General features: G+C 63.1%; 17 protein-coding genes and 1 tRNA gene. 10 read left to right on the top strand and 8 right to left on the bottom strand.

What is annotated here, in order from left to right; genetic code table 11:
* Nucleotides 1-105: 105 nt before the first annotated feature.
* Nucleotides 106-1272 carry an acetyl-CoA acetyltransferase gene (locus ACFSOZ_RS35415; RefSeq protein ID WP_379105947.1) on the bottom strand — a complete coding sequence of 389 codons (1167 nt, stop codon included), beginning with the start codon at nucleotides 1270-1272 and terminating at the stop codon, nucleotides 106-108.
* A gap of 200 nt (nucleotides 1273-1472) precedes the next feature.
* On the opposite strand from ACFSOZ_RS35415, the gene betI reads away from it, so the two are divergent.
* From betI to betB, 5 genes are all read left to right on the top strand, one after another.
* On the top strand, nucleotides 1473-2063 hold the full coding sequence (gene betI, locus ACFSOZ_RS35410; RefSeq protein WP_379105945.1) for a choline-binding transcriptional repressor BetI: 591 nt from the start codon (nucleotides 1473-1475) through the stop codon (nucleotides 2061-2063).
* A complete protein-coding gene (gene betC / locus ACFSOZ_RS35405; protein WP_379105943.1) occupies nucleotides 2060-3589 on the top strand; it encodes a choline-sulfatase in 1530 nt (509 codons plus the stop codon). The genes betI and betC overlap by 4 nt, the downstream gene beginning before the upstream one ends.
* Complete coding sequence (locus tag ACFSOZ_RS35400) at nucleotides 3586-4587, top strand: threonine/serine dehydratase (RefSeq protein WP_379105941.1); 1002 nt, start codon at nucleotides 3586-3588, stop codon at nucleotides 4585-4587. The genes betC and ACFSOZ_RS35400 overlap by 4 nt, the downstream gene beginning before the upstream one ends.
* Complete coding sequence (gene betA, locus ACFSOZ_RS35395; RefSeq protein ID WP_379105939.1) at nucleotides 4580-6232, top strand: choline dehydrogenase; 1653 nt, start codon at nucleotides 4580-4582, stop codon at nucleotides 6230-6232. Before ACFSOZ_RS35400 ends, betA begins: the two co-directional genes overlap by 8 nt.
* Nucleotides 6233-6308: 76 nt before the next feature.
* Complete coding sequence (betB, locus tag ACFSOZ_RS35390; RefSeq protein WP_379105937.1) at nucleotides 6309-7772, top strand: betaine-aldehyde dehydrogenase; 1464 nt, start codon at nucleotides 6309-6311, stop codon at nucleotides 7770-7772.
* Here betB and ACFSOZ_RS35385 read toward each other — a convergent pair.
* Nucleotides 7766-10021, bottom strand: a complete 2256-nt coding sequence (locus ACFSOZ_RS35385; RefSeq protein ID WP_379105935.1) for a mannose-1-phosphate guanylyltransferase/mannose-6-phosphate isomerase — start codon at nucleotides 10019-10021, stop codon at nucleotides 7766-7768. The two genes, betB and ACFSOZ_RS35385, sit on opposite strands and share 7 nt — an antisense overlap.
* 48 nt (nucleotides 10022-10069) lie before the next feature.
* The gene (locus ACFSOZ_RS35380; protein WP_379105933.1) at nucleotides 10070-10969 is read right to left on the bottom strand and encodes a LysR family transcriptional regulator; all 900 of its coding nucleotides are present in this window, start codon (nucleotides 10967-10969) and stop codon (nucleotides 10070-10072) included.
* A 100-nt stretch (nucleotides 10970-11069) separates the two neighbouring features.
* Here ACFSOZ_RS35380 and ACFSOZ_RS35375 point away from each other — a divergent pair, with 100 nt between their 5' ends.
* Nucleotides 11070-11963, top strand: a complete 894-nt coding sequence (locus tag ACFSOZ_RS35375; protein ID WP_379105931.1) for an NmrA/HSCARG family protein — start codon at nucleotides 11070-11072, stop codon at nucleotides 11961-11963.
* Nucleotides 11964-12058: 95 nt separating this feature from the next.
* On the opposite strand, the gene ACFSOZ_RS35370 is transcribed toward ACFSOZ_RS35375, so the two are convergent.
* Complete coding sequence (locus tag ACFSOZ_RS35370) at nucleotides 12059-13579, bottom strand: phosphomannomutase/phosphoglucomutase (RefSeq protein WP_379105929.1); 1521 nt, start codon at nucleotides 13577-13579, stop codon at nucleotides 12059-12061.
* A gap of 197 nt (nucleotides 13580-13776) precedes the next feature.
* On the opposite strand from ACFSOZ_RS35370, the gene ACFSOZ_RS35365 reads away from it, so the two are divergent.
* From ACFSOZ_RS35365 to ACFSOZ_RS35350, 4 genes are all read left to right on the top strand, one after another.
* A tRNA-Pro gene (locus tag ACFSOZ_RS35365) sits at nucleotides 13777-13853 on the top strand.
* A 570-nt stretch (nucleotides 13854-14423) separates the two neighbouring features.
* The gene (locus ACFSOZ_RS35360; protein ID WP_379105927.1) at nucleotides 14424-14732 is read left to right on the top strand and encodes a hypothetical protein; all 309 of its coding nucleotides are present in this window, start codon (nucleotides 14424-14426) and stop codon (nucleotides 14730-14732) included.
* A gap of 126 nt (nucleotides 14733-14858) precedes the next feature.
* Complete coding sequence (locus ACFSOZ_RS35355) at nucleotides 14859-15179, top strand: hypothetical protein (protein ID WP_379105925.1); 321 nt, start codon at nucleotides 14859-14861, stop codon at nucleotides 15177-15179.
* Nucleotides 15180-15535: 356 nt separating this feature from the next.
* Nucleotides 15536-15880, top strand: coding sequence for a hypothetical protein (locus ACFSOZ_RS35350; protein ID WP_379105923.1), 345 nt, complete (start codon nucleotides 15536-15538; stop codon nucleotides 15878-15880).
* Between the two features lie 26 nt (nucleotides 15881-15906).
* Here the strand turns inward: ACFSOZ_RS35350 and ACFSOZ_RS35345 are convergent, their stop codons facing one another.
* The 4 genes from ACFSOZ_RS35345 to ACFSOZ_RS35330 all read right to left on the bottom strand — a co-directional run bounded on the left by ACFSOZ_RS35345 (nucleotide 15907) and on the right by ACFSOZ_RS35330 (nucleotide 21336).
* Nucleotides 15907-17526 carry an ABC transporter ATP-binding protein gene (locus ACFSOZ_RS35345; RefSeq protein WP_379105921.1) on the bottom strand — a complete coding sequence of 540 codons (1620 nt, stop codon included), beginning with the start codon at nucleotides 17524-17526 and terminating at the stop codon, nucleotides 15907-15909.
* A 17-nt stretch (nucleotides 17527-17543) separates the two neighbouring features.
* The gene (locus tag ACFSOZ_RS35340; RefSeq protein ID WP_379105919.1) at nucleotides 17544-18665 is read right to left on the bottom strand and encodes an ABC transporter permease; all 1122 of its coding nucleotides are present in this window, start codon (nucleotides 18663-18665) and stop codon (nucleotides 17544-17546) included.
* Nucleotides 18658-19581 carry an ABC transporter permease subunit gene (locus ACFSOZ_RS35335; RefSeq protein ID WP_056580795.1) on the bottom strand — a complete coding sequence of 308 codons (924 nt, stop codon included), beginning with the start codon at nucleotides 19579-19581 and terminating at the stop codon, nucleotides 18658-18660. Before ACFSOZ_RS35335 ends, ACFSOZ_RS35340 begins: the two co-directional genes overlap by 8 nt.
* A gap of 162 nt (nucleotides 19582-19743) precedes the next feature.
* On the bottom strand, nucleotides 19744-21336 hold the full coding sequence (locus ACFSOZ_RS35330) for a peptide ABC transporter substrate-binding protein (RefSeq protein WP_379105916.1): 1593 nt from the start codon (nucleotides 21334-21336) through the stop codon (nucleotides 19744-19746).
* Between the last annotated feature and the right edge of the window lie 94 nt (nucleotides 21337-21430).

The raw sequence follows: 21430 nt of genomic DNA, 5'->3' as shown, positions 1-21430 counted from the left end.
CATGACCTCGAAGAATCGGTCTTCGAAAAGGATCATGCGCAAAATCAAAGTGTTACAGCGTCCTTGCGCGCCTCAAAAGGCGCGCGGCGCTGTAATGCGGGCGGTTTATCTGATCCGGTCGAGAATGGAAACGTAGTTGGCGACGGCCGCGCCACCCATGTTGAAGATGCCGCCGAGTTTCGCACCCGGCACCTGGATGCCGCCGGCTTCGCCGACAAGCTGCATGGCGGTCAAAACATGCATCGATACGCCGGTGGCGCCGATCGGGTGGCCCTTGGACTTCAGCCCGCCTGACGGATTGACCGGCAGCCGGCCATCCCTGGCGGTCTCGCCGCTCATGGCGAGCTTCGCCCCCTCGCCCGGCCTGGCCAGACCCATCGCCTCGTATTCGATCAGTTCAGCGATGGTGAAGCAGTCATGCGTCTCGACGAAGGACAGATCGTCCAGCGTCACGCCGGCCGATTTCAGCGCCCGGGTCCAGGCCTGTTCGCAGCCTTCGAAGGTCAGGATGTCGCGCTTCGACATCGGCAGGAAATCCTGCACATGCTCGTTGGCGCGGAAGGCAACGGCGCGGCGCATCTTCAGTGCCGTCGCGGTGTCGGCAAGGATAAGGGCCGCGGCGCCGTCAGAGACCAGCGAGCAGTCGGTGCGCTTCAGCGGACCGGCAACGAAGGGGTTCTTTTCGCTTTCCTGGCGGCAGAACTCATAGCCGAAATCCTTGCGCATCTGCGCATAGGGATTGTCGACGCCGTTCTTATGGTTCTTGGCGGCGATCATCGCCAGCGCGTCGGACTGGTCGCCATAGCGCTGGAAATAGGCCTGGGCGATCTTGCCGAAGACGCCGGCGAAGCCCGCCGGGGTGTCGCCATCCTCGGGCAGATAGGAGGCCTTGAGCAGGTTCTTGCCGATCTCTGGGCCGGGCGTCGTCGTCATCTGCTCGGCGCCGACCACCAGCACGATGCGGGCGGCATTGGCATCGATGGCGCGGATGCCTTGCCTGACCGCCGCCGACCCCGTGGCGCAAGCGTTCTCGACCCGCGTCGCCGGCTTGAAGCGCAGCCGGTCGTCGGCCTGAAGCACCAGGCTGGCGGTGAAATCCTGCGCCGAAAATCCGGCGTTGAAGTGGCCGAGCACGATCTCGTCGACCTCGTCCGGACCGATGCCGGCATGGTCGAGCGCGTCCGTCGCAACCTTGACGATCAGGTTTTCGAGCGTCTCGCCCTCGAGCTTGCCGAAACGCGAATGCGCCCAGCCAACGATGCATGCGGTCATGGCGGTCTCCATCCTTGGCGCCAGCCTATCATGTGGGCTCATGGCGCACTTCGCCTTTATTGTTCAAATATAAACAATCATGCCCGCTCCGGGAAGAGCCGGAACCAGACAATCGCTTGGTACAGGCCGAGCCGGTGTCGATTTTTTTGTTGATTGACCCGTCAATAAAAAATAATCCTGCTTCAAAGGACCGTAGCGAGATGCCGAAAGTCGGAATGGAACCCCTGCGCCGCAAGGCGCTCATCGACGCGACGATCTCGGCGATCGGCGAGCGCGGTTCGCTCGACGTGACCATGTCCGAGATCGCCGGGCGCGCCGGCGTTTCATCAGCCCTTGCCCATCATTACTTCGGCGCCAAGGACGAACTGCTGCTGGCAACGATGCGGCACATCCTGGCCGAACTGACCATCGACATGCGGCGCGCCCTTCAATGCGCCGGCACCGCGCGCGAACGCGTCTCGGCGGTGGTTGCCGTCAACTTTTCCGACATCCAGTTCCAGCCGGAAACCATCGCCGCATGGCTCGCCTTCTACGTCGAGGCGCAGAAATCATCGCCCTTGCGCCGGCTGCTCAGGGTCTATGCGCGGCGGCTGCATTCGAACCTGATGAGCGGGCTGACCGGCATCCTGCCCAAAGCCGAAGCCGACCGCGTCGCCGAAGCGACAGCGGCAATGATCGACGGGCTCTACATCAGGCGGGCGCTGAAGGACGGCGTCCCCAACGCCGCGACCGCGATCGCGCTGGTCGAGGACTATCTCGAAACCAAACTCGGCGAGCGGCGCAAACAGTGACAACGAAGCGACCCAATTTCCTGATCGTCATGGTCGATCAGCTCAACGGGACCCTGTTTCCGGACGGGCCGGCCGCGTTTCTCCATGCACCGCATCTGAAAGCGTTGGCCGCACGTTCGGCACGGTTTGCCAACAACTACACCGCCTCGCCGCTTTGCGCGCCGGGCCGCGCCTCGTTCATGAGCGGGCAGTTGCCGTCGCGCACCGGGGTCTACGACAATGCCGCCGAATTCGTCTCGTCGATCCCGACCTTCGCCCATCATCTGCGCGCTGCCGGCTACTACACCTGCCTGTCGGGCAAGATGCATTTCGTCGGACCGGACCAATTGCACGGTTTCGAGGAGCGGTTGACCACCGACATCTATCCGGCCGATTTCGGCTGGACGCCAGACTATCGCAAGGCCGGCGAGCGCATAGAATGGTGGTACCACAATCTGGGCTCGGTGACCGGCGCCGGTGTCGCAGAGACCACCAACCAGATGGAGTATGACGACGAGGTCGTCTTCCTGGCCACGCAGAAGCTCTATCAGCTTTCGCGCGAGCAGGACGATACGAGCCATCGGCCCTGGTGCCTCACCGTCTCCCTGTCGCACCCGCACGATCCCTATGTCGCGCGCAAGCAGTACTGGGATCTCTATGAGCATTGCCAGGCGCTCGACCCGGAAACCGGGTTCATCGCGCATGCCGAGCAGGATACGCATTCCCAGCGGCTGTACCACGCCAGCGACTATACCTCTTTCGAGATCACCGCTGAGCAGGTGCGTCGTTCCCGGCGCGGCTATTTCGCCAACATCTCCTATGTCGACGACAAGCTCGGCGAGCTTCTGGACGTCTTGCGGCGAACGCGCATGCTCGACGACACCGTGATCCTGTTCTGCTCGGACCACGGCGACATGCTCGGCGAGCGCGGCCTGTGGTTCAAGATGAGCTTCTTCGAGGGTTCGGCGCGGGTGCCGCTGATGATCGCCGGCAAGGGTGTTCCCGCCGGGCTGATCGAGGCACCGGTCTCCAATCTCGACGTGACGCCGACACTTTGCGACCTTGCCGGCATCGACATCGGGGCGATCGCACCGTGGACCGACGGCCAGTCGCTGCTGCCCCTCACCGAGGGCAGTGAGCGCACTGCGCCTGTGTTGATGGAATATGCAGCTGAAGGCTCCTGCGCGCCACTCGTTGCAATCCGCGACGGCAGATACAAATTCGTCCATTGCGAGCTCGACCCGCCGCAACTGTTCGATCTCGAAGCCGATCCGCTCGAGCGACACAATTTGGCCGACGACCCCGCCAATGCGGGCCTGGTGGCGGCATTCATGGGCAAGGTCCGGGCGCGCTGGGACATGGCCGGCTTCGACGCCGCCGTGCGCGAAAGCCAGGCGCGCCGCTGGGTCGTCTATCCGGCGCTGCGCAACGGCGCCTATTACCCCTGGGATTTCCAGCCCCTGCAGAAGGCGTCCGAGCGCTACATGCGCAACCACATGAACCTCGACAATCTCGAAGAGAGCAAAAGGTATCCGCGCGGCGAATGATGATGACCCTCGTCCCCACCCTCGACCATCTCAAGCAGGCTTATGCCGTCACCGCCAAGGCAACGCAGATCACGCCGCTGCTGGAATCGGCAGCCCTGGCCAGGGAGACCGGGGCGGCCCGCGTTTTCATCAAGCCGGAATCGCTGCAATGGGCCGGATCCTTCAAGATACGCGGCGCCTATTGGCGGCTGAAGCAGCTTTCGGCCGACGAGGCGAAGAAGGGCGTTGTCGCCTATTCCTCAGGTAATTTCGCGCAAGGGCTGGCGGCGGCCGGCCAGGCGCTCGGCATTCCGGTCACCATCGTCATGCCGATCGACGCACCGGCCGCCAAGCGCGACGCCACGGCAGGCTATGGCGCCCGCGTCGTGCTGACCGATCATGGCGAGCGTGCGCGTGAGGAAGTCGCCGCCGCCAAGGCGCGCGAGATCGCCGAGACCGAGGGGCTGGCCCTGCTGCATCCGTTCGACGATCCGGAGATCGTCGCCGGCCAGGCGGGCGCCGGACTCGAAGCGCTCGACCAGCTTGCCGCCAAGGACGCCAGCGCCGATCTCTTGTTCTGCTCGGTCGGCGGCGGTGGACTGATCGGCGGCGTTTCCCTCGCCTTCCACTATCTGTCTCCCGCCACCGAGATCATCGGCGTCGAGCCTGAAGGTTTCAATGGCATGGGCTCGTCGCTGGCGCATGGCAGCATCGAGACGATGCCGATCGGCCCGAAGTCGATCTGTGACGGGCTGATGTCACGACGGCCGGGCGACGCGCCGTTCGCGGCGGTCAAGACCGCCGGCGTTCGCGGCATCACTGTCGACGATCAATCGGTGCGCAGCGCCATGCGGATCGCCTTCGAGCGCATGAAGCTGGTGCTCGAACCGTCGGGCGCCGCCTCGCTGGCAGCACTGCTCGGCGGCAAGGTGGATGTGCAGGGCAAGACCGTGCTCGTAATGGCAACTGGCGGCAACGTTTCGCTCGCCGATTTCATGGCGCATATGAACCATGCTTGAAGCGGATTTCGTCATCATCGGCTCCGGCTCGGCCGGCTCGGCCATGGCCTATCGGCTGTCCGAGGACGGCAAGAATTCGGTCATCGTCATCGAATTCGGCGGCACCGATATCGGGCCGCTGATCCAGATGCCGTCGGCGCTGTCGATCCCGCTCAACATGAGCCTCTACGACTGGGGTTTTGCCAGCGAGCCGGAACCGCATCTGGGTGGCCGTGTGCTGGCGACGCCGCGCGGCAAGGTCATCGGCGGTTCGTCCTCGATCAACGGCATGGTCTATGTGCGCGGCCACGCCCGCGACTTCGACCATTGGGCTGAAGAAGGGGCTACCGGCTGGGGCTTTGCCGACGTGCTGCCCTACTTCAAGCGCATGGAGGACAATGACGGCGGCGAGGATGGCTGGCGCGGCCACGGTGGCCCGCTGCATGTGCAGCGCGGCTCGCGGCGCAATCCGCTTTACGGCGCCTTCGTCGATGCCGGCCGCCAGGCCGGGTTCGAACTGACCGACGATTACAATGGCTCCAAGCAGGAAGGCTTCGGGCCGATGGAGCAGACCATCCGTGGCGGCCGTCGCTGGTCGGCGGCGAGCGCCTATCTGAAGCCGGCGCTCGGGCGGAAAAATGTGAGTCTGGTCAAGGGCTTTGCGCGGCGGGTGATCATCGAGAATCAACGCGCCATCGGCGTCGAGATCGAAGCTCACAAACAGATTCAGGTCGTTAAGGCACGACGCGAGGTGATCGTCGCCGCCTCGTCGATCAATTCGCCGAAGATCCTGATGCTGTCGGGCATCGGCCCTGCCGAGCACCTGCGGGAAAACGGCATAGAAGTGGTGGCCGACAGGCCCGGCGTCGGCCGTAATTTGCAGGACCATATGGAGCTCTACATCCAGCAGGAATCATTGCTGCCGATCACGCTCAACTCGGTGCTCAACCCGTTCTCGAAGGCGCTGATCGGGGCGCAGTGGCTGTTCTTCAAGACCGGGCTTGGCGCCACCAACCATTTCGAGGCAGCCGCCTTCGTGCGCTCGCGCGCCGGTGTCGACTACCCCGATATCCAGTACCACTTCATTCCGGCGGCAGTCCGCTATGACGGCAAGGCGGCCGCAAAGTCGCATGGCTTCCAGGCGCATGTCGGGCCGATGCGGTCGAAGTCGCGCGGCTCGGTGACGCTGCGCTCGCCGGACCCGAAATCGCAGCCGGTTATCCGCTTCAACTACATGTCGCATCCTGACGACTGGACGGAGTTCCGCCACTGCATCCGGCTGACCCGCGAGATCTTCGGCCAGTCGGCGTTCGACCCCTATCGCGGCAAGGAAATTTCGCCGGGTTCGCACGTCCAGTCGGACGACGATCTCGATGTCTTCATCAGGGATCACGCCGAGAGCGCCTACCATCCTTGCGGCACCTGCAAGATGGGCCGCGCCGACGACATGATGAGCGTCGTCGATCCGGAATGCCGGGTCATCGGCGTCGACGGCTTGCGGGTCGCCGATTCCTCGATCTTCCCGCGCGTCACCAACGGCAATCTCAATGCGCCGTCGATCATGACCGGCGAGAAGGCTTCCGACCACATTCTCGGGCGCACGCCGCTGGCGCCGTCCAACCAGGAACCATGGATCAATCCGCGCTGGCAGGCGTCGGACAGATAGAGCATGATCCGCAACAGATTGAGCCGTCCGATAGATTGAGCCGCCCGCCTGGGCGAAGACGATTTGGAGACCTCCCATGCGCGCCCAGCCCACGGCATCGCACTATGTCAACGGACGCTACATCGACGATGAGCAAGGCGCGCCGCTGCCGGTCATCTATCCGGCAACCGGCGAGACCATCGCGATGCTGCGTTCGGCGACGCCGAACGTGCTGGAGCTCGCCATCGAGGCCGCACGTGCCGCGCAGCCTGCCTGGGCACGGCTGAAGCCGGTCGAGCGCGGACGCATCCTGCGCCGTGCCGCCGACATCTTGCGCGCCCGCAATGCCGATCTCGCCCGCATCGAGACGCTCGACACAGGCAAGGCGATCCAGGAAACGCTGGTGGCGGACGCGCCGTCGGCCGCGGACTGCCTGGAATATTTCGGTGGCGCGGTCGCCGCCTATAATGGCGAGTCCGTCGACCTCGGCGGGCCTTTCGCCTACACGCGACGCGAGGCGCTCGGCGTCTGCGTCGGCATCGGTGCCTGGAACTATCCGATCCAGATCGCCGGCTGGAAATCGGCGCCTGCCCTCGCCATGGGCAACGCCATGGTGTTCAAGCCGTCGGAAAACACGCCGCTTTCGGCGCTGGCGCTGGCCGAAATCTACAGCGAAGCCGGCCTGCCCGATGGGCTGTTCAACGTCGTGCAGGGCTATGGCGATGTCGGCGCCGGGCTCGTCGGCCACGATGTCGTCGCCAAGGTTTCGGTGACAGGCTCGGTGCCGACCGGGCGCAAGGTGCTGTCGCTTGCCGGTTCGAAGATGAAGCACGCGACGATGGAGCTTGGCGGCAAGTCGCCGCTGATCGTCTTCGACGATGCCGATATCGAAAATGCCATTGGCGGCGCCATGCTCGGCAATTTCTATTCGACCGGCCAGATCTGCTCCAACGGCACGCGGGTCTTCGTGCAGAGCGGCATCCACGACCGCTTTGTCGAACGCCTTGTCGAGCGGACGAAAAAAATCCGCATCGGCGATCCGCTCGACCCCGAAACCCAGATGGGGCCGCTGGTCTCCAAGGCGCAGCACGAGAAGGTGGTCGGCTATATCGAGATCGGCAAGCAGGATGGAGCTGTTCTCGCCTGCGGCGGTAACGTGCCTTCGCTGCAGGGCTTCGACGGCGGCTTCTTCGTCGAGCCGACGGTGTTCACCGGCGTCACCGACACGATGCGCATCGCCCGCGAAGAAATTTTCGGGCCGGTGATGAGTGTGCTGAAATTCGACGGCGAGGACGAGGTGATCGACCGCGCCAACGACACAGAGTTCGGCCTTGCGGCGGGAGTCTTCACGCGCGACCTGCCGCGTGCCCATCGCGTCATCGCCGAGCTGCAGGCCGGCACCTGCTGGATCAATGCCTACAATCTGACGCCGGTCGAGATTCCGTTCGGCGGCTTCAAGCAGTCAGGCATCGGACGCGAGAATTCGCTGGCGGCGCTGGCGCTCTATTCGCAGCTGAAGTCGATTTATGTCGAGACCGGGGATGTGGCCAGTCCCTACTGAGACCGGCCCCAGCCGCCCTTCTCCGCCGTGCTGTCCAGATACTGCGTCAGCGCGCAGACCAGATGATAGAAGATGCTGGCCGGAACATCCGTCGCCAGCGAGCGGCCGCGTTCGTCGATGCGGTCGATCCACAGGCCGAGCGGCGCCGGGTCGATGTGCCAGCGGAACAGCCTGCCGACACGTGCCTCGATCTCCGGCTTGAGGTCGGGCCCGCCTGAACCATCCAGCGCAATCGCCGCCTTGACCGCTTCGGCCTGCGGCCAGCTGCGTGAGACACGGTCGAGCGGCAGGCCTTGCCGTGAGACGGCACCATAGGCAAGGCCGGTGGCGCGGTTGAGGCCATTGGCGATGGCCGAGGCATAGAGTTTCCTGGCAAAGCCGCTCAGCTCGGCCTGGCCGCTGCGCCCGGCGAAATCGACCAGCAGCGAGGCCCATTCGAAGTGATGGCCGGGCTCGGTCCAGGAGCCTTTCTCGCCGGCGGACGGTTTCCACTCGGCATCGAAATACTCGCCCAGCGTCCAGCTTTCCGGGTCGAAGAAATGGCTGCGGAACAGGTCGATGATGCGCGCTGCGCGGCGCAGGTGGGTACGCTCGCCGGTCGCCTGGTGCCAGGCCATAAAAGCTTCGAGCAGATGCATATGCGGGTTGGAGCGCCGCTCGCCCTCCCCGTCCGACGTCTCGAGGAAGCCGGTCATACGGCTGTCCTCGAGATACGCATCGAGAAAGGCGAAGGTTTCCTCGCCGAGCCGCAAGGCGTCCGGATTGCCCGACATATGCGCATGTGCCAGCGCCAGCAGCACGCAGGAATGATCGTAGGCATCCTCGGTGGCATCGGCGACGCTGCCATCGACATTCAGCGTGCGCACCCAGCCGCCTTTGTCGGTGCGGCCCTTCCCGGCCATGAAGTCGATGCCGTGGCCGATCAGCCGGTCGGCCGGACCGTCCCAGCCGCGCGCCTTGGCGACGGCGAAGGCATAGACCTGCCTTGCCATGGTGCGCATGCGCTTGGGCTTCATCAGCGGCGAGGCATCGAGCCCGAGCGCTTCGTGAAACCCGCCATGGCGCTCGTCGACGCCTGTTGTCGACCACAGCGGCAAGGTCTCCTGAAACAGCCAGTGATGCACGCGCCGCCGCCAGGCGCCGCTTTCGATAACGCGGTCATGCGCCGGCGTGAACCGGGTTTCCAGCCTGCCCGATTTTTCGAGCTGCTCGACGATCTTCTTGACGTGCTGGCTGTGGCTGACCGGGGCGACGAAGGTGGCGTCCGATGTCGAGACGATGGCGACATCCTTCATGCCGATCGCCGACAGCAGGCGGCCCTCGCCGCGGATGTAGGAGTTCTCGCAGTCGATGGCGACGACATCGCCGATGACAACATTGCCCTGGTCGTCGGCAGGGCCGACATCGAGCAGCGACTGCCAGGAGCCGAGATCGTTCCAGCGGAAGCCAGCCGGCACCATGGCGATGTCTTTTGCCCGCTCCATGATGGCGTAGTCGATCGAATTCGACGGGATGGCGGCGTAGAGTTCCAGCGGCATGTAGAGGCCGGACAGATCCGATGTTGCCGCTCTGTAGGCCGCCTCGGTGGCCTGCCAGATATCAGGCTGGAACGCCGCGAAGGCGTCGCGCATGGCGCCGGCGCGAAACAGGAAGATGCCGGTGTTCCAATAGAAATTTCCGGCCTGGAGATAGTTCTGCGCAGTCGCAAGGTCCGGCTTTTCGACGAAGCGCGACACGTCGAAAGTACCGCCGCTTTCGGCTGCAACTTCGATATAGCCGTAGCCAGTCTCGGGCTGCGTCGGCTTGACGCCGAACACCACCAGCCGGCCGGCGCGCGACGCCTCGGTGCCGGCTTCGACACTCTGCCAGAATTGGCGCGGGGTTGATATCTCATGGTCGGACGGCACCACCAGCACCAGGCTGTCGCCGAACTCGGACAGCGTGCGCAGCGTCGCCAGCGCTACCGCCGCGGCGGTGTTGCGGCCGGCCGGCTCGAACAGCGGCCCGCCGCCGGCGAGATCGAGGCCGGCGAGATCGGCACGGACACGTTCGGCATGGCGCTCCGAGGCGATCAGGAAGATCGGCGTTTCGCCTTCCGGCCTCGCCGTCAGCCGGCGCAAGGTCTTGGCCAGCATCGAGCCGTCACCCGACAGATCGTGGAACTGCTTGGGATTGTCCTCGCGCGACAGCGGCCACAGCCGCGAGCCGATGCCGCCGCTCATGACAAAACTAACGATCCGCTCGGTCATTCAGGTCTCGCGCTCAGTAGGCAATGGCCGGTTGCTATCACACAAGCCTTAAGCGGTGTTAATCCCATTGGAAATGCGCTCGGATGCAAGCTCGATGAATGCCCTGACGAGGGGCGAAAGGTGGCGGCTGCTCGGATAGAGCACATGCAGGCCGCCGGCCGGTGTCGTGTAGTCCCCAAGAACGCGCCGCAGCCGCCCGTCATTGATCAGCCCTTCTGCGATCGCCTGGGGCACTTGGGCGATGCCGAAGCCGGCGAGCGCGGCCGCAACGACTGCCTGCATTTCATTGGCGGCAAAGCGCCCGGCCACCATGACCGTTTCCTGGCCGTGTGGCCCGTCCAGCACCCAATGAGCGCCCGAGGCCGAAGGACCTGCGATGACGCATTGGTGGTTTGTCAGGTCCGCCGGGCTTTCCGGCATGCCGTGCCGAGCGAGATAATCCGGACTGGCGCAGAGCAGCCTGTGCGTGGAGCCGAGCTTGCGGGCGATCAGCGTCGAATCCTGAAGGATGCCGGTGCGAAAAGCGAGGTCTATGCCGTCCTCGACCAGGTTGAGCCTGTCGTCTGTGAGACGCAGCTCGACATTGGTTTTTGGATACAGTGCGAGAAAGTCGACCACGGTGCGGATTAGGAAATGGCCGCCAAAGCCAACCGGGGCCGAAATGCGTATCGTGCCCGACGGCTCCGCCCTCGCCTCCGCGAGGCGCAGATTAGCCTCCTCGATGGCCCGCAGCCCCTGGCTGCTCTGCTCATAGTAGAGGCGCCCGGCAGCCGTCAGGTTGAGGCTACGTGTCGTGCGCTGCAGCAGGCGGACGCCGACCTCGCGCTCGAGCGCGGCAATGCGGCGGCTGACCGTCGTCTTGGGCATGGCGAGCAGGCGCGCGGCAGCGGTGAAGCTGCCGGCCTCGACGACGCGAGCAAACACGACGATATCGTTGAGGTCGAGCATTGTATCCAAAATCGGGACGACGTTTCCCAATTATAGCCAATTATGCATCAATACAAAAGATCCTAACTTTGCTCCAGAGAAACAAGAAGGAGCAGACACCATGACCGGCAAACGAAGCATTCTGGTGACCGGCGCTACGGGCCAGCAGGGCGGCGCGGTTGCGCGCGTGCTGTTGTCGAGAGGACATCGCGTCAAGGCGTTGACGCGCAAGCCGGACAGCGAGGCGGCACGGCAACTGGCGTCGGCGGGCGCCGATGTCGTGGCCGGCGATCTCGCTGACGCAGCCTCCATCGTGACGGCGGCAAAAGGCGTCGACACCATGTTCCTGATGGGAAACAGCTATGAAGCCGGCCTGCAGGAAGAAACCCGCCAGGGGATCATCGCCGCCGACGCGGCGAAGGCCGCGGGCGTGGGACATCTGATCTACTCGTCCGTTGCCAATGCCGACAAGAAGACAGGCATCCCGCATTTTGAAAGCAAATATCTCGTCGAGAAACATGTCGTCGGGCTCGGCATCCCCTACACGATCAGCGCCCCGGCCGCGTTCATGGAGAATGTCGTCGCGCCGTGGTCGATCGGCGCGCTCCGCCAGGGCACCCATGCCTTCGCGATGCCTCCCAAGCGCGTCCTCCAGCTGGTCTCCCTGGCCGACATCGGCGGCTTCGTCGCCGCCTTGGCCGAACGGCGAGAACACGTGTTCGGCAAACGCTTCGATTTCGCAGGCGACGAAGTGTCCGGCGAACAGCAGGCGAAAATCCTGTCCGAGGCCATCGGCCGCCCGATTGGCTATCAGGAAATCCCGATCGCCGTGGCTCGCCAGCAAAGCGAGGATGCGGCGCTGATGTTCGAATGGTTCGACCGCGTCGGCTACGACGTCGATATCGCCGCCTTGCGCAGGGATTTTCCTGAGGTCCGCTGGCACGGTTTTGCCGACTGGGCGCGAGCGTTCGACTGGAGCGCCCTGAAGCAAACAGCTTCGGCGGACGACAGCTGAAGCGAGGGCCCGTTCCATCTCGATGGAATCGGGACGGCGCTTTATCTTATTGTTCGAGCGTCATCTTTTCCGAAACCGCTTTTCGGGATCATGCTTTAGAACGTCTGGTTGTAGGCGCCGACTTCGGGGCTGCGGCGCAGCACCGCATCGACGGCGTCGAACATTTGCCGGCGGCGCTGCGACGACACCGGGCTTTCGACGACGACGACAAGCTCCGGCTTGTTCGACGAGGCGCGCACCAGCCCCCAGGTGCCGTCCTCGGCAACAACGCGCACGCCATTGACGGTGATCAGGTCAATGATCTTCTGGCCGGCGAAGCTTGCGCCCTCCCGCTTCATCGCCTGAAAATCGGCGACCACCCGCTCGACCACGCCATACTTCACATCGTCCGCGCAATGCGGCGACATGGTCGGCGTGCCGAAAGTCAGCGGCAGCGCCCGGTAGAGATCGGCCATCGACCTGCCGGGGCTGCGATCCAGCATCTGGCAGATGGCGATGGCGGTGACCAGACCGTCGTCATAGCCGCGTCCGATCGGCGGGTTGAAGAAGAAATGGCCTGACTTTTCGAAACCGGCGACGGCGCCGAGTTCGGCAACGCGGCGCTTGATGTAGGAGTGGCCGGTCTTCCAGTAGTCAGTGACGGCGCCGTTGGCGCGCAGCACTGCGTCGGTGTTGAACAGGCCGGTCGACTTGACGTCGACGACGAAAGTCGAGCCGGGATGCAGCAGCGAAATATCGCGCGCGAGCATGACACCGACCTTGTCGGCGAAGATTTCGTTGCCTTCATTGTCGACGACCCCGCAACGGTCGCCATCGCCGTCGAAACCGAGCCCGACATCGGCGCCGGTTTCCAGCACCTTGTCCCTGATGGCATGCAGCATCCGCATGTCCTCCGGATTGGGATTGTAGCGCGGGAACGTATGGTCGAGCTCGACATCGAGCGGGATCACCTCGCAGCCGATGCGCTGCAGCGCCTCCGGGGCAAAGGCGCCGGCGGTGCCGTTGCCACAAGCGGCGACCACTTTCAGCTTTCGCGTGATGCGCTTGTCGCGGGTCAGGTCGTTGAGATAGGTCGCGCGAAAATCACGGACGAAATCATAGGAGCCGCCGCCGGCAAGATCGAAGTCGCCGGCCAGCACGATCGCCTTCAAGGCGCTCATCTCTTCCGGGCCGAAGGTCAGCGGCCGCGCCGCGCCCATCTTGACGCCGGTCCAGCCATTCTCGTTGTGCGAGGCGGTGACCATGGCGACGGACGGCGTATCCAGCGCGAACTGGGCGAAGTAGGCCATCGGTGACAGCGCCAGGCCGATATCCCTGACCCGCGCGCCGGCCGCCATCAGCCCGGACACCAGCGCCAGTTTGATCGACAAAGAATAGGAACGGAAGTCATGTCCGGTGACGATATCGGGCCCAACGCCAAGGCGGCGGATCAGCGTGCCGAGCCCCATGCCGAGCGCCTGGACGCCGATCAGGTTGAGCTCCGGCGGCACCTCCGAGCCCGGATGGCCGAACCACCAGCGCGCATCATATTCGCGGAACCCGGACTGTTTGATCAGCGCCGAGGTTTCAAACTCGAAGCTGTTGGGTCGGGCCTCGCCAACGATCCTGGGGGTCAAGACTGAAAACTCCAAGCGGCTGAAACACGGTTTGTCGGGACGGTGGTTACCACACAAGCCTTTAAGTCGTGTTTATCCCTAAGGAAAATCCGGCCGCCGGCAAGGCGCGCGGCAAAAGCTGATGAAATGCGACAGAAGTGCTGCCATTGCCGCTTGCAGGAACGAAGTACGGCGGCTATAAGCCCGCGGTCTGGTCACGGAGTGTAGCGCAGCCTGGTAGCGCACCTCGTTCGGGACGAGGGGGTCGCAGGTTCAAATCCTGCCACTCCGACCAGAAAAAACAACGTGTTAGCGCATCCCGACTTTGGCGCCCCTCACCTGAACCAACGGCCTCCTGGTGACACAGGCTAAGCCGTTGTCCCGTGACTCGCATATCCATCGCCGATGAGCTTGAGAGCGCTATGCAAGTGCCTCGAATAGCACAGCAGCAGTGATCTTCCTGCCATCGTGTCGATCTTCGGCCGACAGCCCGCGGCGCTTTTCGTGGCGTCCGCTTCGGGCATAGTTCGCGTCGCGCCTATCGGAGGCCGAAAAAGCTCAATATCGCTATCACGATCACCACCGCGCCAACGAGCCAAATGATATTGTTCATGATCTTTCTCCTGTTGCCTGGGAAAGCCCACGCCTCTGGCGGAGAATGCGGGCCCGACCAGCCTTTGCGGGCTGACCTTCAGCGGACACCAAGCCATGATGTCGCCTATGAGGAATAGAACCGTTAGGCAGGCCTAATGTTCCACGGGTTGGCGAGATCGAGAGCTGTCCTGGTGATTTGCCTTTAAATTAGCTGCGGCGCATGCTTATGCCGACGCCGGCAACAGGAATGCCGGCCACGCCCGGAGCCATCATGCGCAAATTGGTTCTCACAACAGCAGCTGCGCTTGCCTGCACCTGCGCACCCTCCCAGGCGGACGACGAGCGGTCATGCAAGATAGTGGCGGCGGCAACGCAGCTCTCTGGAAAGACCAACTGTAGCGAAGGCGATGTCGCTGCCATCTCTGGCATGAGCAGCAAAGAACTGCCGGATGCAGTAGCCAGATATTGCGATTTTTGGGGGCAGATCGTTGTGCTGCCTGATGTGAGCGAGACCGATGCGTCGGGACGCATCGTTCTTTGCAAATACCACAAGCGAGAGGCAGCCCCTGCCCAGCCCTAGGCGGCGCGATCGCCCGTTCTTCGACTTGCGAAAAGTGTCCGGGCCGCCCCTCGGGAAGACCGGAACCAAAGTGACCAGAGGCAGTTATCCAGACGAAGGGCAAATTGAGAAAATGGAGAAACTGCAATGAAAACAATGACCATGTGCGCGTTGGCGCTTTCCATGGGATTGCCGGCCATAGCTTCGGCAGCCGAAGCCGATGTGGTTATCAGAACCCACCATCGACACCACAACAACGTCAAGATCATCAATGAAGACGGCCAGCGCTTGCACCACCGCCGCCACGGCGCCGTTGCGTTCTATGACCATGGGCGCCGGCATCATCGTCCAGCCACCGTCGTCGTAAGCCGGCACCATCATCGCCGAGACACCGTCGTCGTGACAGGCTCCGTTTCCACTCACCGTTACCACCGCCACCCCGTGGTGATCGAAAACGACGGTTACTGATCGCCGACCGCCGGCCCGACTCGTGGGAGTCGGGCCAGCGTTGACCAGCGGACCATCGCGAACCTCTGAACGACCTTCTCCCAAGTCGCAGGCCACCAAGGAAAAGCCCGCCCCGGGCGTCAGCCGAGACGGGCTCTCTCCGTTTGCCAGTGGTTGATTTGAAGCACTCGACGGACACTAACTTCGAATGATCGAGAGCGTTCCCGCTTGGCAGGAAACCCGCGTCAGTTGATGCGGCCATGGGCTCGGCTCATGGGTTCCGTAGCGATCGGAAACTTTGACGAAGATGGCCGTCGGCTCTAGGTAGGTCGATGCATATGATAGAGCCAGTGAAACGGCGATGCCGGAGTGCGGACATGAATTTGAATTCAACGGCAGCCTCGCTACCGGCTCTTGTGATCGCGCTGTTTCTCGTCGCCGGCTGTTCATCGATCGGCAGAACCGTCGATCCGGCCAAATACGACAGTATGAGCTGCACCGAGCTCAACAGCGCGCTGGGAGACATCGCCCGTAACATTTCGCAAACCGCGATCACCCGCGGCAAGGTCGCGAGCACTAACGTACCGCGCTGGCTGCTGGGCGGCTCTCGGGTGAAGGGCGCGGTCACCGAACGTGAAACGGCCAGGATCGAGCGGCTGAAACAGCAGGAAGAGGCCATTGCCAGCACAAGAGCGCGCAAATGCACGTCGCTGTCACAATGAGCGTCATCTCAGCCCGGTAGAGGCGGTCAGGCGCTCAGGCGAAAGCGCGTGACGTCGATCGCGGCGGCCATCAGCGTCTGTGTGTAGGCGTGCTGCGGGTTGCTGAAGATCGCCTCGGTCGGCCCCTCCTCGACGATCTTGCCTTGCTTCATGACGATGATGTAGTCGGCCATGGCGCGCACGACCGACAGATCGTGGCTGATGAAGAGGTAGGACAGTTCGTGGTCGGCCTGCAGCTTGCGCAGCAGTTCGACGATCTGTTTCTGCACCGAGCGGTCGAGCGCGGAGGTCGGCTCATCCAGCACCACCAGCTTGGGCTTCAGGATCATGGCCCGTGCAATGGCGATGCGCTGCCGTTGCCCGCCGGAGAATTCGTGCGGGTAGCGGTTGCGTGCGTTGGGATCGAGGCCGACTTCGTTCAAGGCCTCGACCGCGCGTTGATCGCGCTGCTTGCCCGACAGGTTCGGCTCATGCACCAGCAGCCCTTCGGTGATGACCTGGCCGACGGTCATACGCGGCGACAGCGAGCCGAACGGGTCCTGGAAGACGAGCTGCATCTGGCGCCGCAGCGGCCGCATTGCCTGTCGGTCGGCCTGGGAAATGTCGCGATCACCAAAACGAATGAGCCCGTCACTCGGCAACAGCCGCAACAAAGCGCGGCCGAGCGTCGATTTGCCCGAGCCGGATTCACCGACTATGCCGATGGTCTGGTTGCGTTGCAGCCGGATCGAAATGTGGTCGACGGCGCGCAGCATCAGCGGCTCGCCAGCGAGAAACCCGCCGCCGATCCTGAATGTCACCTCAACATTCTTGCCTTCGAGCAGAACGGGAGCATTGGCAGGCGGTGGCGCCTTGCTGCCGGTCGGCTCGGCCGCCAGCAGCATTTTCGTATAGGCGTGCTGCGGGTTGACGAAGATGGCTTCCGCCTCGCCCTCTTCGACGACCTCGCCCTGGCGCATGACATAGACGCGGTCGGCGAAGCGCCGGACAATGCCGAGATCGTGGGTGATGAAGACGATCGCCATGCCGAGCTTGCGTTGCAATTCGGCCAAAAGCATCAGGATCTGCGCCTGGATGGTGACGTCGAGCGCAGTCGTCGGCTCGTCGGCGATCAGAATGTCGGGATCGTTGGCGAGCGCCATGGCGATCATCACGCGCTGCCGCTGGCCGCCGGACATTTCGTGCGGATAGGATCTCATCCGCCGCTCGGGATCAGGGATATGCACGAGGCGCAGCAGCTTGAGCGCCTCTTCGTGCGCCGCGGCGGCATTCAAGCCCCGATGCCGGCGGATCGGTTCGATCAGCTGGTTGCCGATCGAATAGAGCGGATCGAGCGAGGTCATCGGCTCCTGGAAGATCATGCTGATCTTTGCGCCACGGACCTTGTTCAAGTCGGACTTGCTCAATGTCAGGAGGTTGCGGCCGCGATAGTCGACACTGCCGGTGGCTTCGCCGTTCGAAGCCAGCAGGCTCATCGCCGCCATCATGGTCTGGCTCTTGCCGGACCCGGATTCGCCGACGACGGCAACTGTCTCGCCCGCATTGACGTGGATGTTGATGCCCTTCACCGCTTCGACGGCGCCGTCGAGCGTGCGGAAGCGGACGCGCAGGTCCTTGACGCTGAGGATCGTTTCGGAAGCAGCCATCTTAGCGATCCCCATCTTTATCGATCTCTCGGGTCGAGCGCGTCGCGCAGGCCGTCGCCAACGAAATTCAGGGCGAACAGCGTCGAGACGAGGAAGAAGGCGGGGAACAGCAGCAGCCAGTTGGCGGTGCCGATGTTCTTGGCGCCGACCGAGATCAGCACACCCCAGCTGGTCATCGGCTCCTGCACGCCGAGCCCGAGGAACGACAGGAAACTCTCGAGGATGATGACCTGCGGCACGAGCAGCGTCATGTAGATCACCACCGGGCCGAGCAGGTTGGGAATGACGTGGCGCAGCAGGATGCCGCGCTGGCCGACACCCATGGCCTCCGCCGCCTGGACATATTCCTGACGGCGGATCGACAGCGCCTGGCCGCGCACGATGCGCGCCATGTCGAGCCACAGCACGGCGCCGACGGCCAGGAACATCAGCACGAAGTTGCGGCCGAAGAACACCACCAGCATGATGACGAAGAAGATGAAGGGCAAGGAATAGAGCACGTCGACGATGCGCATCATCACCTCGTCGATCTTGCCTCCAGAAAAGCCGGCCGCGGCGCCATAGACCACGCCGATGACCACCGCCACGACGCCGGCAAGCAGGCCGATGGCCAGTGAGATGCGCCCGGCCATCAGCGTGCGCGAGAGCAGATCGCGGCCGGTGTTGTCGGTGCCGAACAGGAAATACTGCTGCTTGACCGACGCGCTCATCGTCACTTCCAGGCCGTCGGGCGACTTGCTCTCGATCTTGGTGTCGTCAAAGGCGTCGGAACGGTCGAGATAGCGGATGTTGCGGTCGTCGATCGGTTTGGTCGACTTGACGGTAACGAAGATTTGGTTGCCTTCCTGCCGCCATTCCTTGATGTCGACCCGCATGCGCTTGATCGCTTCGGTGAGCGCCGTCTCGATCATTTCGGGTTTTGGGTAGGCCGAAAAGCTTGGCGGCATGCGCACATAGTCGGCATAGATGGTCGTGTATTGGTGCGGCACGAACCAGGGCCCGAACACGCTGACGATACCGATCAGGGCGAGGTAATAGAGGCTGAACATGGCGGCGCGATTGGCCTTCAGGCGCGCCCAGGCATCACCCCAGAGCGAGCGGCCGACGACGGCGGGAGTTGTGGCTGCGATGTCAGTCATAGCGCACCCTCGGGTCGACGACCGCATACATGACGTCGACGATCAGGTTGAAGACGATGGTGAAGATGGCGATCACCACCACCGTTCCCATCACCAGCGTGTAATCGCGGTTGAGCGCGGCATCGACGAAATAGCGGCCGACGCCCGGGATGGAGAAGATCGTCTCGACGATGACCGAGCCGGTCAGCAGTGCCGCTGCCGCCGGGCCGGTGAAGGAGACGATCGGCAGGATGGCGCCGCGCAGCGCGTGCTTGACCACCACCGACCAGTCGGAAAGGCCGAGTGCGCGTGCCGTGCGGATATGGTGGGATCGCAAGGATTCGATCATCGAGCCACGCATCAGCCGGGCGACGATGGCGATCTGCGGCAAGGCAAGCGTCAGCACCGGACCGACCTTGTTGATGAAGGCGCCATCGCCCCAGCCACCGATCGGCAACAGTTTCCAGGTCAGCCCGAACAGGAGCTGGATCACCGGTGCGATGACGAAGGTGGGGATAGTGCTGCCTGCTGTCGCCAGCGCAATCACCGTATAGTCGCCCAGCTTGTTCTGGTTGAGCGCGGCTATGGTGCCGAGCACGGAACCGAGCAGAAGTGCAAGGACGAGTGCCGAGGCGCCGAGCTGGACCGAAATGGGCAGGCCCTTGGCGAACAGTTCGGTGACGGTGAAATCCGGCATGTTGTAGCTCGGGCCGAAATTGCCGCGCAGCAGATTGCCGAGATAGTGGACAAATTGCAGCCAGAGTGGGTCGTTGAGGCCGAACTGGGCTTCGAGATTGGCCCTGATCTCGGGACTCAGCCCCCGCTCCTGGTTGAATGGGCCGCCTGGCGCGACGCGCATCAGGAAAAACGCCATGGTCACGATGACGAACAGCGTCGGAATGGCGGTCAGAAGCCGCCTTAGTACATATCGCAGCATCGGTGCCCCGCTTGATCTAGAGCAGCTCGTCCAGCTGGACGATTGCGCTCTAGCCTTCAAATCTTCGCACCGAACTTTCCGAAAATCGATTCCGCTTCCCGGGCCGATGCGATGGCAAACCAGCGCCGCCGCGCACTCAGTGCGCGGCGGCTTGGCCAGGGATCAGTCCTTGCTGACGAAGCGCGACGGATGAACGTCCATCACGTTGTCGACGAAGCCATGCAGCTTCGAGGAAACGATATCGTGGTAGCTGTAGTAGAGAAGCGGGATCTGGCCGACATCGTCGACGAGGATGCGCTCGGCCTCGGAGAGTTCCTTCATGCGTTCTTCGGGCTTGCCGCCGGCGGCGGCAGCCTTGTCCATGGCCGCTTCGTATTTCGGGCTGTTGTAGTCCGAATAGTTGTTGCCGCTGGCCTTGCGGGAGATGCCGAGGAAGGTCTCGGGATCTTTGTAGTCGGCGATCCAGGCGGCACGCGCCACGTCATAGTCGCCCTTCTGCTCAAGGAAGGAGTAGTGGGTCTTGGTGTCGGTGTTGAGCAGCGTGACGTCGACGCCGAGCGGCTTCAACTGTTCCTGGATGGCCACGGCGGTGTTCTTGTGGTTTTCCGAGGTGTTGTAGCGGATCTCCATCTTCAATGGATGCTCGGGCGTATAACCGAGTTTCTCGAGGACCTTCTTGGCTGCGTCCTCGCGGTCGATCTGCGGCATGTCGGCATATTTGGCCATTGCCGGCGTGTAGCCTTCGATGCCGGGAGGCACCATCGAATAGCCGGGCAGCATCGAGTTCTGCCAGACCTTTTCGGCGATGAAATCACGGTCGATCGCCATCGAGATGGCATTGCGCAGCTCGACATTGTCCCAAGGCGCCTTGTCGGTCTTGATCGCGTAGTAATAGGTGCCGAGATACGGTCCGACGTGGATCTGATCGCCAAATTTGGTCTTGAGGTCGGCGAGCTGTTCCGTTGGGAGATCGTCATAGCTGTCGAGTTCGCCGGCCTCGAAGCGCTTCATCGCCGATGAGCGATCTTCGGTCGGAATATAGTTGACCACGTCGAACTTGACGCTCGCGGCGTCCCAGAATTTCGGATTCTTGACCAGTTTCATGTGGTCGTTGGGGACCCACTCGGCGAGCGTATAGGCGCCGTTGGAGACCAGTTTGCCCGGCTTGATCCAGTCGGCGCCGAGCTTTTCGATGGAGGCCTTGTTGACCGGATAGGTCGCCTGGTGGGTCAGCATCTCCAGGAAGTAAGGCGTCGGTGCCTTCAGCGTGACTTCGAGAGTATTTGCGTCAATCGCCTTGACGCCCATGTCCTCCGGTTTGCCCTTCTTGGTGTTGACTTCCTCGGCGTTCTTTACGGGATAGAGCATGGAGGCGTATTCGGCACCGGTCGCCGGATCTTCCAGACGGTGGAATGCGTAGACGAAGTCATCTGCAGTCACCGGGCTGCCATCCGACCACACGCCGTCCTTGCGCAGCTTGAACGTATAGACGGTGCCATCATCCGATACTGTCCAGCTCTCGGCGGCACCTGGAATGAGGTTGGCCTTCTCATCCTGCATGACCAGGCCCTGGAACAGGTCGCGCAAGACATTGGCTTCGTAGACCGTCGAGGTCTTGTGCGGATCGACGGACTCCGATTCGGCGGCGGTGCCACGGTTGTAGACGGTCTCGGCGAAAGCCTGCGTGTAGAACGTGCCGGCGGCCAGCGTCATGGTGGTGGCGAACACCGTCGCCTTCAGCATGTTTTTCAGCATGAAGTTCTCCCTGTTGGCGCAGCCGTCGGCGCGCCTTTACGTGTTAACGCCCCGGAGCCGATGTCTGACCCCTTTGAGCGCGCCGCCGGTTCCC

This window comes from Mesorhizobium newzealandense, from assembly GCF_042682145.1.
In the GTDB taxonomy this organism is placed as follows: domain Bacteria; phylum Pseudomonadota; class Alphaproteobacteria; order Rhizobiales; family Rhizobiaceae; genus Mesorhizobium; species Mesorhizobium newzealandense.
This window is presented reverse-complemented; position numbering and strand designations above follow the sequence as displayed.

What these genes read in the sequence shown, in the direction of transcription:
- ACFSOZ_RS35350 (WP_379105923.1), top strand. Translation starts at nt 15,536, where the DNA reads ATGAATTTGAATTCAACGGCAGCCTCGCTACCGGCTCTTGTGATCGCG.
- betA (WP_379105939.1), top strand. Translation starts at nt 4,580, where the DNA reads ATGCTTGAAGCGGATTTCGTCATCATCGGCTCCGGCTCGGCCGGCTCG.
- ACFSOZ_RS35360 (WP_379105927.1), top strand. Translation starts at nt 14,424, where the DNA reads ATGCGCAAATTGGTTCTCACAACAGCAGCTGCGCTTGCCTGCACCTGC.
- ACFSOZ_RS35400 (WP_379105941.1), top strand. Translation starts at nt 3,586, where the DNA reads ATGATGATGACCCTCGTCCCCACCCTCGACCATCTCAAGCAGGCTTAT.
- ACFSOZ_RS35385 (WP_379105935.1), bottom strand. Translation starts at nt 10,021, where the DNA reads ATGACCGAGCGGATCGTTAGTTTTGTCATGAGCGGCGGCATCGGCTCG.
- betB (WP_379105937.1), top strand. Translation starts at nt 6,309, where the DNA reads ATGCGCGCCCAGCCCACGGCATCGCACTATGTCAACGGACGCTACATC.
- ACFSOZ_RS35415 (WP_379105947.1), bottom strand. Translation starts at nt 1,272, where the DNA reads ATGACCGCATGCATCGTTGGCTGGGCGCATTCGCGTTTCGGCAAGCTC.
- ACFSOZ_RS35345 (WP_379105921.1), bottom strand. Translation starts at nt 17,526, where the DNA reads ATGGCTGCTTCCGAAACGATCCTCAGCGTCAAGGACCTGCGCGTCCGC.
- ACFSOZ_RS35375 (WP_379105931.1), top strand. Translation starts at nt 11,070, where the DNA reads ATGACCGGCAAACGAAGCATTCTGGTGACCGGCGCTACGGGCCAGCAG.
- betI (WP_379105945.1), top strand. Translation starts at nt 1,473, where the DNA reads ATGCCGAAAGTCGGAATGGAACCCCTGCGCCGCAAGGCGCTCATCGAC.
- ACFSOZ_RS35380 (WP_379105933.1), bottom strand. Translation starts at nt 10,969, where the DNA reads ATGCTCGACCTCAACGATATCGTCGTGTTTGCTCGCGTCGTCGAGGCC.
- ACFSOZ_RS35355 (WP_379105925.1), top strand. Translation starts at nt 14,859, where the DNA reads ATGAAAACAATGACCATGTGCGCGTTGGCGCTTTCCATGGGATTGCCG.
- ACFSOZ_RS35340 (WP_379105919.1), bottom strand. Translation starts at nt 18,665, where the DNA reads ATGACTGACATCGCAGCCACAACTCCCGCCGTCGTCGGCCGCTCGCTC.
- ACFSOZ_RS35335 (WP_056580795.1), bottom strand. Translation starts at nt 19,581, where the DNA reads ATGCTGCGATATGTACTAAGGCGGCTTCTGACCGCCATTCCGACGCTG.
- ACFSOZ_RS35330 (WP_379105916.1), bottom strand. Translation starts at nt 21,336, where the DNA reads ATGCTGAAAAACATGCTGAAGGCGACGGTGTTCGCCACCACCATGACG.